At 27.3% G+C, this 11,840-nt stretch carries 14 protein-coding genes; 12 read left to right on the forward strand and 2 right to left on the reverse strand.

Translation table 11 applies throughout. The features are described 5' to 3' along the window. Positions 1 to 43: 43 nt before the first annotated feature. The 5 genes from HUU89_RS00625 to HUU89_RS00640 all read left to right on the forward strand — a co-directional run bounded on the left by HUU89_RS00625 (position 44) and on the right by HUU89_RS00640 (position 4,411). On the forward strand, positions 44 to 340 hold the full coding sequence (locus HUU89_RS00625) for a GNAT family N-acetyltransferase (protein ID WP_217498389.1): 297 nt from the start codon (positions 44 to 46) through the stop codon (positions 338 to 340). Between the two features lie 134 nt (positions 341 to 474). Then, the gene (locus HUU89_RS00630; RefSeq protein WP_175300713.1) at positions 475 to 1,266 is read left to right on the forward strand and encodes a MerR family transcriptional regulator; all 792 of its coding nucleotides are present in this window, start codon (positions 475 to 477) and stop codon (positions 1,264 to 1,266) included. A gap of 12 nt (positions 1,267 to 1,278) precedes the next feature. Beyond that, the gene (locus HUU89_RS00635) at positions 1,279 to 1,926 is read left to right on the forward strand and encodes a GyrI-like domain-containing protein (RefSeq protein ID WP_175300714.1); all 648 of its coding nucleotides are present in this window, start codon (positions 1,279 to 1,281) and stop codon (positions 1,924 to 1,926) included. A gap of 158 nt (positions 1,927 to 2,084) precedes the next feature. Beyond that, positions 2,085 to 2,216, forward strand: coding sequence for a hypothetical protein (locus HUU89_RS15225; protein WP_317992310.1), 132 nt, complete (start codon positions 2,085 to 2,087; stop codon positions 2,214 to 2,216). Between the two features lie 206 nt (positions 2,217 to 2,422). Next, positions 2,423 to 4,411, forward strand: a complete 1,989-nt coding sequence (locus HUU89_RS00640; protein WP_175300715.1) for a penicillin-binding transpeptidase domain-containing protein — start codon at positions 2,423 to 2,425, stop codon at positions 4,409 to 4,411. Positions 4,412 to 4,955: 544 nt separating this feature from the next. Here the strand turns inward: HUU89_RS00640 and HUU89_RS00645 are convergent. Together HUU89_RS00645 and HUU89_RS00650 are read right to left on the reverse strand one after the other, a co-directional pair. Next, complete coding sequence (locus HUU89_RS00645; RefSeq protein WP_175300716.1) at positions 4,956 to 6,230, reverse strand: sensor histidine kinase; 1,275 nt, start codon at positions 6,228 to 6,230, stop codon at positions 4,956 to 4,958. Next, complete coding sequence (locus tag HUU89_RS00650; RefSeq protein WP_175300717.1) at positions 6,227 to 6,928, reverse strand: LytR/AlgR family response regulator transcription factor; 702 nt, start codon at positions 6,926 to 6,928, stop codon at positions 6,227 to 6,229. Before HUU89_RS00650 ends, HUU89_RS00645 begins: the two co-directional genes overlap by 4 nt. Positions 6,929 to 7,239: 311 nt before the next feature. Between HUU89_RS00650 and rpsD the strand changes: the two genes are divergently transcribed. From rpsD to tagD, 7 genes are all read left to right on the forward strand, one after another. Beyond that, a complete protein-coding gene (gene rpsD, locus HUU89_RS00655; protein WP_117812041.1) occupies positions 7,240 to 7,845 on the forward strand; it encodes a 30S ribosomal protein S4 in 606 nt (201 codons plus the stop codon). A 49-nt stretch (positions 7,846 to 7,894) separates the two neighbouring features. Then, the gene (locus tag HUU89_RS00660; RefSeq protein ID WP_175300718.1) at positions 7,895 to 8,245 is read left to right on the forward strand and encodes a DUF3783 domain-containing protein; all 351 of its coding nucleotides are present in this window, start codon (positions 7,895 to 7,897) and stop codon (positions 8,243 to 8,245) included. 61 nt (positions 8,246 to 8,306) lie between these two features. Next, positions 8,307 to 9,017 carry an orotidine-5'-phosphate decarboxylase gene (pyrF, locus tag HUU89_RS00665; RefSeq protein ID WP_022001157.1) on the forward strand — a complete coding sequence of 237 codons (711 nt, stop codon included), beginning with the start codon at positions 8,307 to 8,309 and terminating at the stop codon, positions 9,015 to 9,017. Positions 9,018 to 9,019: 2 nt separating this feature from the next. Then, positions 9,020 to 9,652: an orotate phosphoribosyltransferase gene (gene pyrE, locus HUU89_RS00670; RefSeq protein WP_022001156.1), complete on the forward strand. Its 633-nt coding sequence runs from the start codon at positions 9,020 to 9,022 to the stop codon at positions 9,650 to 9,652. 115 nt (positions 9,653 to 9,767) lie between these two features. Then, the gene (locus tag HUU89_RS00675; RefSeq protein ID WP_032091381.1) at positions 9,768 to 10,586 is read left to right on the forward strand and encodes an ABC transporter permease; all 819 of its coding nucleotides are present in this window, start codon (positions 9,768 to 9,770) and stop codon (positions 10,584 to 10,586) included. A gap of 9 nt (positions 10,587 to 10,595) precedes the next feature. Then, on the forward strand, positions 10,596 to 11,423 hold the full coding sequence (locus HUU89_RS00680) for an ABC transporter ATP-binding protein (protein ID WP_032091380.1): 828 nt from the start codon (positions 10,596 to 10,598) through the stop codon (positions 11,421 to 11,423). A 10-nt stretch (positions 11,424 to 11,433) separates the two neighbouring features. Next, positions 11,434 to 11,826, forward strand: a complete 393-nt coding sequence (gene tagD / locus HUU89_RS00685; RefSeq protein WP_175300719.1) for a glycerol-3-phosphate cytidylyltransferase — start codon at positions 11,434 to 11,436, stop codon at positions 11,824 to 11,826. The last annotated feature ends 14 nt before the right edge of the window (positions 11,827 to 11,840 follow it).

Here is an 11,840-nt window from a genome sequence, read left to right on the forward strand (position 1 = left end):
TTTTATCAATTAACTGGGTTTCTGGAAATTATCCTAAACGCTTATGAATTCTTCAACGGTACTTACTGTATGGGATGGTGATTTTCTTGTTGGGCTTATAAGAGTGTTGGATGATACGGAAATGTTAGCGCAGATCCATTATGTTCTTGTTCATCCTGACTATCAACGAAAGGAAATTGCAAGTAAAATGATTGGCTATATTAAGGAAAAATATAAAGATTTTATGTATCTTGAAGTGATGCCAGAAGATAAAAATAATATGTTGTTTTATAAGAAAAATGGCTTTACGTTAATGGAAAATGAAATAGCAATGCAAATATGCAATGATATTCATGAATAGAATTAATAATGAAGAGAAAATACTTTTTAAAGTAGAGTACTCTTCATGTTTTTTGTTTATAATTAAAAGTATAGAAAAGGTTGACTCTCCCCTTAGGGGATAATCTATCATATAAAATAGAAAGGAATGTAACAATGTTAAAAATTGGTGAATTTTCAAAACTATCATATTTAACAATCAAAGCATTGCGCTTTTATGAAAAAGAGGGGCTTTTAATTCCTCAAAAAGTAGATCAGAAAACAGGTTATCGTTTTTATAAGACAAGTCAATTAACCGATGCAGCAATGATTAAGTCCTATAGACAATTAGGACTAACGATTGAAGAAATTAAAGAAATCTACAGAGGGGCAGATAAAAAGAAAATACTTATTTCTAAAGCAAAGATGTTAGAAAATCAAAAAAAAGACATTGAAGCATGTCTTTCTATCATTAATCATATTTTGGAAAGTGATGAAATGAGCTATCAAGTAACTGTAAAAGAAATACCTGAAACAATTGTTTATTATAGTGAAGTGAAAGTGAAAAAATACTCAGATATGATGAAAGTTATTCCAAGTCTAAAAAAAGAATGTCTAGAACTGAATCCACAAATAAAATGTACAAAACCATCTTATGAGTTTTGTGAATATTTAGATAAAGAACATAAGGAAACAGATATCATGATTTGCCGTTATGAGGCAGTAGAAAGCATCGGAAAAGAAAGTGCTCGAATTAAATTTAAAAAACTTCCAGCGACAAAGGCATTAAGTCTTTTTTATAAAGGTGCCTATGATGAAATTGGTGAAGCATATAGTTTTCTTATGAAATGTGTAGAAGATAATGATTATCATGTAAGTGGTCTTGCTAGAGAATGTTATATTGATGGTATTTGGAATAAAAAATCGGTTGATGAATGGCTCACAGAAATTCAACTTCCAATTATTTAGGAGATTAGAAAAATGACTTTTGATTTTAAAAAAGAATATAAAGAATATTATAGACCTAAAAATAAGCCTGAAATTATTAATATTCCGCAATTTAATTTTATTGCGATAAGAGGTAAAGGAAATCCTAATGAAGAAAATGGCATGTATCAACAAGCGATTCATATACTCTATGCTGTTGCTTATACATTAAAAATGAGTTATAAGACGGAATATAAAATAAAAGGCTTTTATGAATATGTTGTTCCACCACTTGAAGGCTTTTGGTGGCAAGAAGATAAGAAAAATGTGGATTATTTACATAAAGAAAAGTTTCATTGGATTTCAGTTATTAGATTGCCTGATTTTATTTCTAAAAAAGATTTTGATTGGGCAGTAGAGAGAGCTTCTATAAAAAAGAAAATAGATTGTTCAAAAGTAGAATTTTTTACTTTTGAAGAAGGTCTATGTGTTCAAATGATGCATCAGGGTTCTTTTGATGAAGAAGAAACTACGGTAGAAATAATGAATCAATATCTTCAAGAAAAAGGCTATCGAAATGATTTTAATAAATCAAGATTACATCATGAAATTTATTTATCGGATGCTCGTAAAGTGATACCAGAAAAATGGAAAACAGTGATTAGACATCCAATATGTAAAATTGATAAAAAATATGAATAAAGGGTTATTAAGATAAATGTATTGCATCTTATGTAAGAAGAAGGTTCTTTTGATTTTGTATTTTTAGATGAAGGTATTGATATGATACAAGAATCACAACATACTTTTATAGACAGTATAAAACTATAAAAGAAGTAATTGATACAGGAACACTTATCATGATGTTGACTAAAGCAGGTGCAGTTCTTTATTTTGAAAAGAAAAATATCACAAAAAGTCAATATGAAGGAATAAGAGAAATATTTGAAAAGAATAATATACTTTGCAAAATGAAAAAAATTAATTTCTAAAGAAAAATTAGATTCAAGACTGTTGAAAAAATCAACAGTTTTTCTTTTAGAAGGCAAAAATATTATATATATGTTATGGTGATTATTGTTTTAATTATGCTAAATTTGAAGCATATATCTTATGACGAAAATTAACCACTTATGTATATATTCTTTTAATAAATACGGTAATTAAATATAATTAATTATTATAGGAGGATTTATTGATGGAAATTAAGAAAAAATATATTATAGGAATTAGTGTTTGTGTTTTACTGATAGTTTCTGTGTTCTTTATATTTAATCAGGGAAAAAGCAATGAACAAGTTATTACAGAATATTTTGAATTTTTAAAAAAGAAAGATTATAAACAAATGTATCAAATGTTAGATCAAAAAACGGTTTATACACCTACACAGAAGTACTTTGTTGAAAAATATAAAGAAATCTATGATGATATAGGTGCAAATAATATACAAGTAAAAATATTAGACGAAAAAAATGATATAGTTAAATATCAAATATCCATAGACACTGTGGCTGGAATAATTGAATATAAAAATAAAATTGGAATTAGAAACGAACAAATTCAATTCAATAACAATCTTATTATGAAAGACTATAAAGATGGTTGCAAAATCAAAGTAACAACATATAATCCTGAAAAAAGAGGACGTATTTTAGATAGAAATGGCGAAGTACTTGCAGAAGATGAAAAGGGATATTCAGTTGGTCTTGTAAAAGGAAAGCTTAACGGTGAAAATGATTATGGACAAATTGCACAATATTTAGAAACAGATGTTGAGACTATTCAAAAGAAAATGAGTGCTTCTTGGATCAATGATGATTCTTTTGTACCCATTAAAACAGTTTCTGAAATCACAAAAAATGGTTTAATCTATAATGGTATTTTAAATATCAAAGGTGTTAAAATTTCAACAGTCAGTATTCGTACTTATCCTTATGATAAAGTAGCTTCACATATTATAGGATATGTTCAAAACGTTAATTCAGAAGATTTAAAAAAACATAAAAATGAAGGTTACAATTCAACTTCAGTAATTGGTAGAAGTGGTATTGAAGCGGTTTATGAAAAACAACTAAGGGGAAGTAGTTCAGGGAAAATAGATCTTGTTAATAAAAATGATAAAGTTATTGAAAATCTTTGTGCAATAGAGATTGATGAAGGCCCTCAAGATATTACTCTAACAATTGATATTGATTTACAACAAAGTCTTTATAATGAATATCAAAATGATAAAAGTGCATCTGTTGCTATCAATCCAAAAACAGGAGAAGTGTTAGCACTTGTATCAACACCATCCTATTCAAACAATGATTTTGTTTTAGGACTATCAACAGATAAATGGGATGCTTTAAATAATGATGTCCACCAACCTTTGATGAGTCGTTATAAACAAACCTATATACCTGGTTCATCTATGAAGCCTATTACGGCAGCTATTGGTTTAGAAACAAAGATCATTGATCCTGATAAGGATTTGGGTGCTAAAGATAAATGGCAAAAGGACTCAAGTTGGGGTAATTATTATGTAACAACATTACACGCTCCTTCACCTAATAATTTAAAGAATGCAATCACATATTCAGATAATGTTTATTTTGCAAGAAGTGCTTTAAGTATTGGAAAAGAGAATTTATTCAAATACTATAAAAATTTAAAGATTGGTGAAAAGATTCCTTTTGAACTTGCTTTAAATAGAAGTCAGTATATCAATAAAAATCAAAAAGTAAATGATCAATTCATTGCTGATAGTGGTTATGGACAAGGACAAATTTTGATGAATCCTGTACAACTTGCAAGTATTTATAGTGCCTTTGTTAATAATGGTTCAATTTATAGTCCACATCTTGTAAAAAAAGGAGAGCGAATGTGGATGCAAAGAGTTTTCAGTGATAAAACAATAAAAACAATCAAAGAAGATCTCATTAATGTTATTGCAGATGAAAATGGAACAGGGCATAGCATCTTTCATGATAATGTGATTCTTGCAGGAAAAACAGGAACAGCAGAAATCAAGCAAAGCCAAAGTGATACGACAGGAAAGGAGCTTGGCTGGTTTATAGTAATGACAACAGATAGCAAACAACCTATTTTAATAACAACATTGGTAGAAGACGTTAAGGATAGAGGTGGTAGTGGTTATGTTGTTGAACATACAAAAACACCTTTAGATTTATATCTTTCTAAATAGTATTATCATATTTTGTTTTGAAATTAAATGATATTTTTAAAATAGAAGATTGATTACTTTATTCCAAACAAAATCAACTAGGGAAATAAAAGATTACATGGATATGCACTTCAAAGATTGGGCAAAAATTTATAATTTAAAAAATCTATGTATCACATTAGAAGATAGCATGGTAAGGTTAGCTAAAAAGAAAGTAAAAAAACATGAAGTCTTAAAATCAAAGTTTCTCATAAAGGGAAACTTTTTTTAATTAATAATAATTATAAGTTTGCTTCTTTATTTATAGGAATTTATAAGTTGTATAAAAATAGAGAAAAAAATAAAAATCACTCAATTTTTACAACATGTAAGTTTGAATGATTTTTATATATTATTAATAATAAAGTTTAATATTAAATGAAAATTACATACTGTTATGGTAGAAGAGATAGAATGAATTCTATAGGTAATAGCACGCTAGTTTTTAGTACTTTTTATGCTTATGCTCAAATATATTATGACAATACAGGGAAATTAAAGAATCATGCCAATATATTATTATGGATCACGTGTTATTGTTTTTTGTATTATTTTTAAAAATAATCGTTGTGATAAATTCTTGAGAATTGGTATCAAATTTAAATTGTGCAAAACCATTATATTTTTTGGCGGCTTTTTGGATGTTAGTTAATCCAAAGCCATGATTATCATTATCTTTTTTTGTTGAAATAAATGATCCATTTATTTCGGTTGCATATACACAACTGTTAGTAATTTTAATAATTTGATATTGATTATTGGTTTTTGTTTGTATTTTTATATACCTATCTTTACATTCTTCACAAGAATTTATAGCATTGTCAATAATGTTAGCATAAATGGTATTTAAGTCCATGGCGTTGATAAAACTTAAATCTAAGGGCCTGATTTCAAAATACATTTTAATATTAAAAAAATAAATTTTATGCAATCTACTTGTTAAAACTAAATCAATGAATTCATCACCACTTCTAATATCAGAAAGCTCACAAGTTTTATTGTATAAAGAATCAACAAATTTATAAGCTTCACTATATTTTTTTAAATAAAGCATACTCTTTAATGTTGAAAAGTGATGCTTTAAATCGTGACGATAAGCTTTAAAATCATAAATACTCTTTTTTAAAGAAGTATAATATTGTTCATTTTCTTTTATTCGCATTTTTTCAAAATTAAGTTCTTTTTTTATTTTATTTTTTTTAATGGTTTCTCCAAAAATATAAAAAGAGATGAGATTTGATATGATCAATAAGACTAACGAGAAAATTATTAAAGTTGAATTTTTAGAATTTATAATGATTTCACCATTGCTTACATAAATAAAAATAATTATTGATAATGGTTGAAAAGATAAGAGTAAAGAATCTTTAAGATCAATGTAATCTTCATCAATAATATATTTATATTTTTTAATTAGAAAAATAAATAAAAATAAAACAAACTTGCTAAAAAACATTTGTAAAAGTTCATTTTCATTTGCTAAAGGAAACAATTGAAAAAGATGATATGTAATTGATTCAGAAAAGATAGAAAGCCCTTCATAGATACTTAAAGAAAGTAATTTATAGATTAATTTTGAATTTGAAAATTTTAATATCAGTATTAAGTATGTAAAAAAAGAAATAGCAATATTTATTTGAATATTATTAAAGAAATTAGATAGACATTTTGTTAGAAAACATAATGTGTAGATGATGGTATATTCATGTTTATTATTGTTATTTGGTGAAAGTAGTGATTTATAGAAAAATGTAAAGATAAGTAGTTCAAGTACATTTGAAAAAAGTATCGTCGTCATCATAATGTATCTCCTAACATATTCATGAACTTTTCTTCAAATTCTTTTCTATATTTACGAGATAAATAGACAGAATTTCCATTTTTTAAAATAACACTATCTTTTTCTATAGAAGAAACATATTTTAGATTTACCAAAACACCTTTGTATGTCAAATAAAAATAATATTCATTTAATAATAACATCCATTCTTTCATTGATTTTCTGATGGTGATTGTAAATTTGTTTTTTAAATGGATTGTTGATAAGTGACCGGTCATATCGATATAGCATATGTCTAAAATATTAATAGTATACTTTTTTTGTTGGCAATCGATGAGGGTTATTTGAGCTTCTTTTTCATTTTTTCTTATTTCATCTAAATATTCAAAAAGTTTTTGTTTGTTAATAGGTTTTACTAAATATCTAAAGGCATTGACTTCAAATGCTTCAATGCTATATTCAGGATTGATAGAACAAAAAATAATTTTTACGTCTTTGTTTATATTATGTATCTCTTTAGCGAGTTGAATACCTGTTAAATCATCTAAAAGAACATCTAAAATAATATAATTAAAATCATCAATGCAGTGGAGTAGCTCTTTGTAGTCTTGATAAGTAAAAATTTCAAAAAAATAATTATTTTTTTTACAATATTCTAATACTAATTTTTTAATTTGTAATAAATCATTTTTTTCATTATCACATATGGCTAATTTCATCTATGATCACCCTTTTTCTTTGCAAACTAAATATATCTTATTATTATCAATATTTTTTGGCAATACTCAATTTATTTATTTTAAATTCTTATGATTTTATGAGAAAAAATAATGTTTGACATTGGCATAAATATATAGTATGATGACAAAGCAGTAAATGAATAGCAGCACATAGAGGATTAAAAAATGCGTTAATATCAAATGATTGCAAAGTACCTGGCTGCAATGGGAAATGCTTAATATTAACACTTATTAATTGATCTATGCAATGTTATTGCTTTATGCAAATAAAACAATACGGAGGAAAATTTATGGCACGTTATACAGGACCACAATGGAAAATCTCTCGTCGTTTAGGATTCTCAATCTTAGAAAACGGGAAAGAATTAAACAGAAGAGCTTATGCTCCAGGTCAACATGGACAAAAAAGAAAAAAACAAACTGAATATGGATTACAATTAGCAGAAAAACAAAAAGTAAGACATATGTATGGAGTTAATGAAAAACAATTCCACAACACATTTAATCAAGCAGGTAAAATGGAAGGTATCCATGGTTACAACTTCTTATGCTTATTAGAAAGAAGATTAGACAATGTTGTTTATAGATTAGGTTTTGCTTCTACAAGAAGACAAGCTAGACAATTAGTAAACCATGGTCATTTCTTAGTAAATGGTGTTAAAACTGATATCCCATCATACAGAGTAAATATTGGAGATGTTATCGAAGTAAGAGAAAAATCATTAAATTTAGCAGTTATTAAAGAAGCTTTAGAAAACAAAGTTGCAACTCCAGCTTTCGTTGAAGTTGATACTAATAAATTAACTGGTAAATTAACTCGTTTACCTGAAAGATCTGAATTAAACTCAGAAATCAATGAATCATTAATCGTTGAATACTACAACAGACTTGGTTAATAAGAAAAACAGCTTTTATAGCTGTTTTTTTGTATATAAAGGAGAATTTATGAACGCAAAGCTCATTATTTATTGTAAGGAAAAGATTCAAAATTATGAATCATTAAAACAATTATGTTTGTTGATGAACATTGAAATAATTTTATTGAATGAACAGATGACACAAAATAAAGTTAAAGATATTTTAAATAAAAAGATTAAAAAAACAAAAAAGAATAATTTAGAACCAGCGGTTGTTGTTTTTTCAAACGTTGCATCTTTACAAATGGATCAAATATTATCAAAATTAAAAAATAATTCAACACTTTGTTTAAAAGCTGTTGTAACAGCAACAAATTATAATTGGACATTTGAAAAATTAGTTTTACATTTACTAGAAGAATATCAAAAAAATAAATAAATCGTGTAGAATAGAGATAGTAATTTTGGTATAATGTTAAAAGAATAATAAGGAGGTTTTTATGAACGAAAGTAGAATTTGTATTGCTCTTGATTTTAAGACAAAAAGTGACGTTGAAAACTTCTTAAAACAATTTGAGGGAGAAAGTCTTTATGTAAAAGTAGGGATGGAATTGTTTTATGGAGAAGGAATTGAAATCATTAAAATGATTAAAGAAATGGGACATAAAATCTTTTTAGATTTAAAATTACATGATATTCCAAATACTGTAAAAAGTGCCATGAGACAACTTGCTAAGTTAGATGTCGATATGGTCAATGTTCATGCTTCAGGTGGTATTGAAATGATGAAAGCTGCTATTGAAGGATTAGAAGAAGGCAAAACAAGTGGTAAAAGACCATTATGTATTGCTGTAACATGCTTAACATCTTTAGATCAAGATGTTTTAGATAATCAGTTACTTATTCATGAACCATTAGAAAATGTTGTATTAAAATGGGCTGAAAATGCAAAAGCTGCAGGATTAGATGGGGTTGTATGTTCACCATTAGAATCAAAAATCATTCATGATCATTTAGGAAAAGAATTTTTGACAGTTACACCAGGAATCCGTCTTGCAAGTGATAATGTCAATGATCAAAAACGTGTAACAACACCAGCTATGGCAAAAGAACTTACTTCAAGCTATATTGTTGTTGGTAGAACAATTACAGGAAGTCAAGATCCTTTAGCGACATATAAAAAAGTTTATCAAGATTTTCAAGGAGAATAGAAATGAAAAAAATTATTGCTAAAGATTTATTAGATATTAAAGCTGTCTTTTTAAGACCGAATGAACCATTTACTTGGGCAAGTGGTATTAAATCACCAATTTATTGTGATAACCGTTTAACTTTATCTTATCCAAAAGTAAGAAAAGATGTTGAACAAGGACTTGCTCAACTTGTAAAAGATAATTTCCCAGATGCAGAATGTTTAATGGGAACAGCTACTGCTGGGATTGCACATGCTGCTTTAGCTGCTGATATTTTAGATTTACCAATGGGGTATGTTCGTGGAGGAGCTAAATCTCATGGACGTAATAACCGTATTGAAGGTGTTGTTAAAGAAGGAATGAAAGTTGTTGTTGTTGAAGATTTAATTTCAACTGGTGGTTCTTCTTTAGAATGTGTTGAAGCTTTAAGAGAGGCTGGATGTGAAGTTTTAGGATTAATTGCTATCTTTACTTATGGTTTAGATAAAGCAACAGTTAATTTTGAAAATGCACATTGTCCATTTGTGACTTTATCAAATTATGATACTTTAATTGAAGTAGCAAAAGAACATGACTATATTAAACATGAAGATATGGAAAAATTAAAAGCTTGGAAAGTTGATCCAAGTGATGAATCATGGATGAATAAATAAGTATTTTTAGGGAATGATGGTTATTTAAAGCCATTGTTCCTTTTTTTTGTTTTTATTTGCAAAAAATAGTGGTATGATGTAAAAGTAATAGTAGGTTTACTTTTTGGAGGTAAGTATGTTTAAAAGTATTCGATATGTATTAAAAGAAAACTTTACAAATTTGTATCGTATATATTGTATTTCAAAATATGAATTGCTTTCTGATATGCGAGATTCAAGATTAGGTGTTTTTTGGAATTTTGCTAATCCAGCAATTCAAATTATGACGTATTATTTTGTGTTTGGTTTAATTATGAATAGAAAGGCTGTAGGAAAGATTCCTTTTATTCAATGGATGTTATGTGGGATGGTGGTATGGTTTTTTATTAGTCCATGTATTACTAATGGGGCCAATGCCATTTATGCTAAACGTAATGTCATTACAAAAATGAAATTTCCGGTATCCGTTTTACCAGCTACAGTTGTTGGAAAAGAATTGTTTAATCATTTTTGTTTGATGGCTATCTTAGTTGTCTTTTTGCTTACACAAGGGATCATGCCTTCACTTTATTGGCTTGAACTTATTTATTATCTTTTTGCAGCAATTTGTTTAACAATTTCACTTGCGATGATTACATCTGTTTTAAATATGTTAGCTCGTGATACAAGAAAGCTTATTTTAGCGTGCATGCGTTTATTACTTTATTTAACACCAATTTTATGGCCAATTTCACGTTTACACAAATATGGGTGGCAAATGACAGTAAGATATATTATGAAAGCTAATCCAATTTATTATATTGTATGTGGTTATAGAGATTGTTTCTTATATCATCATGGAATCTTATTTTATTGGAAACAAATGCTTTTCTTTTGGGTGTTTGTCATTGTGATTTTTACAATTGGTAGTATGATGATGTATAAATTTAAACATAAATTTATTGATATGATTTAGGTGGTAATAATGGAAGATTATGCAATTAAATTTGAACATGTTTCAAAAATATATAAATTAAAAAAGAAAAATGATGGTAAATCAAAAAGCTCAGTTACACAAAGATTCTATGCTTTAAATGATATTACTTTTACAATTCCTAAAGGAGAAGTTGTAGGAATTTTAGGAACAAATGGTTCGGGTAAATCAACATTATCATTGATTTTAGCAGGTATTTCACAAATTGATGAAGGTACAATGGATATCAATGGAGAACAGGCTTTAATTGCAATCAATACAGGATTGGATATGCAACTTACAGGGCTTGAAAATATTAATGTTAAAGGAGCATTGCTTGGACTTTCTAGAAAAAGAATTCAAGAAATTACGGAAGGTGTTATTGAATTTGCTGAAATTGGTGATTTCTTATATCAACCCGTTAAGAAATATTCAAGTGGGATGAAATCAAGATTAGGTTTTTCAATTTCACTTTATTTAAATCCTGATATTATCATTGTCGATGAAGCTTTATCGGTTGGGGATAAAGGATTTGCTCAAAAGTGCTTAGATAAAATGAATGAACTTAAAGATCAAGGAAAAACAATTGTCTTTATTTCTCACTCTTTGCCACAAGTAAGAGGATTCTGTCAAAAGGCTATGTGGATTGAAGGTGGACGTTTAAAAGAATATGGTGACGTTGAAGAAGTATGTGATGAGTATGCCGAATATGTTGATTTTTATAATAGTTTAAAGAAAAAAGAAAAGAAAAAATTAAATGATGAAAAATTTGCAAGTCGAATTGTTCAAAATCCTAAAATTGGTTTTTGGGAAAAATTATTAGATAAAATGAAGAGATAGGAGAGATAGGATGAAGAAAGTTATCACATATGGAACATTTGATTTGTTTCATGTAGGTCATTTAAATATTTTAAAAAGAGCAAAAGCTTTAGGCGATTATTTAATTGTTGCGGTAAGTAGTGACGCTTTTAATGCCCAAAAAGGTAAAAAAGCTTATCATAGTGATCAAGATCGTATGGCTATTTTAAAAGCTATTAAATATGTAGATGGAGTTATTTTAGAAGAATCATGGGATCAAAAAATAAAAGATGTTCAAGAACATGATGTTGATGTTTTTGTTATGGGTGATGATTGGAAAGGCCAATTTGATTTCTTAAAAGATTATTGTGAAGTAGTTTATTTACCTCGTACAGAAGGTATTTCTACAACTAAAATCAAAGATGATTTAAAAGATAAATTATAATAAAGGAGAGTTGT

The organism is Faecalibacillus sp. H12 (assembly GCF_013361255.1).
Classification (GTDB): Bacteria; Bacillota_I; Bacilli_A; order Erysipelotrichales; family Coprobacillaceae; genus Faecalibacillus; species Faecalibacillus intestinalis.

Excerpts from the sequence above, each read along its gene's own strand:
- HUU89_RS00625 (WP_217498389.1), top strand. The coding sequence starts at position 44 with ATGAATTCTTCAACGGTACTTACTGTATGGGATGGTGATTTTCTTGTT.
- HUU89_RS00630 (WP_175300713.1), top strand. The coding sequence starts at position 475 with ATGTTAAAAATTGGTGAATTTTCAAAACTATCATATTTAACAATCAAA.
- HUU89_RS00635 (WP_175300714.1), top strand. The coding sequence starts at position 1,279 with ATGACTTTTGATTTTAAAAAAGAATATAAAGAATATTATAGACCTAAA.
- HUU89_RS15225 (WP_317992310.1), top strand. The coding sequence starts at position 2,085 with ATGATGTTGACTAAAGCAGGTGCAGTTCTTTATTTTGAAAAGAAAAAT.
- HUU89_RS00640 (WP_175300715.1), top strand. The coding sequence starts at position 2,423 with ATGGAAATTAAGAAAAAATATATTATAGGAATTAGTGTTTGTGTTTTA.
- HUU89_RS00645 (WP_175300716.1), bottom strand. The coding sequence starts at position 6,230 with ATGATGACGACGATACTTTTTTCAAATGTACTTGAACTACTTATCTTT.
- HUU89_RS00650 (WP_175300717.1), bottom strand. The coding sequence starts at position 6,928 with ATGAAATTAGCCATATGTGATAATGAAAAAAATGATTTATTACAAATT.
- rpsD (WP_117812041.1), top strand. The coding sequence starts at position 7,240 with ATGGCACGTTATACAGGACCACAATGGAAAATCTCTCGTCGTTTAGGA.
- HUU89_RS00660 (WP_175300718.1), top strand. The coding sequence starts at position 7,895 with ATGAACGCAAAGCTCATTATTTATTGTAAGGAAAAGATTCAAAATTAT.
- pyrF (WP_022001157.1), top strand. The coding sequence starts at position 8,307 with ATGAACGAAAGTAGAATTTGTATTGCTCTTGATTTTAAGACAAAAAGT.
- pyrE (WP_022001156.1), top strand. The coding sequence starts at position 9,020 with ATGAAAAAAATTATTGCTAAAGATTTATTAGATATTAAAGCTGTCTTT.
- HUU89_RS00675 (WP_032091381.1), top strand. The coding sequence starts at position 9,768 with ATGTTTAAAAGTATTCGATATGTATTAAAAGAAAACTTTACAAATTTG.
- HUU89_RS00680 (WP_032091380.1), top strand. The coding sequence starts at position 10,596 with ATGGAAGATTATGCAATTAAATTTGAACATGTTTCAAAAATATATAAA.
- tagD (WP_175300719.1), top strand. The coding sequence starts at position 11,434 with ATGAAGAAAGTTATCACATATGGAACATTTGATTTGTTTCATGTAGGT.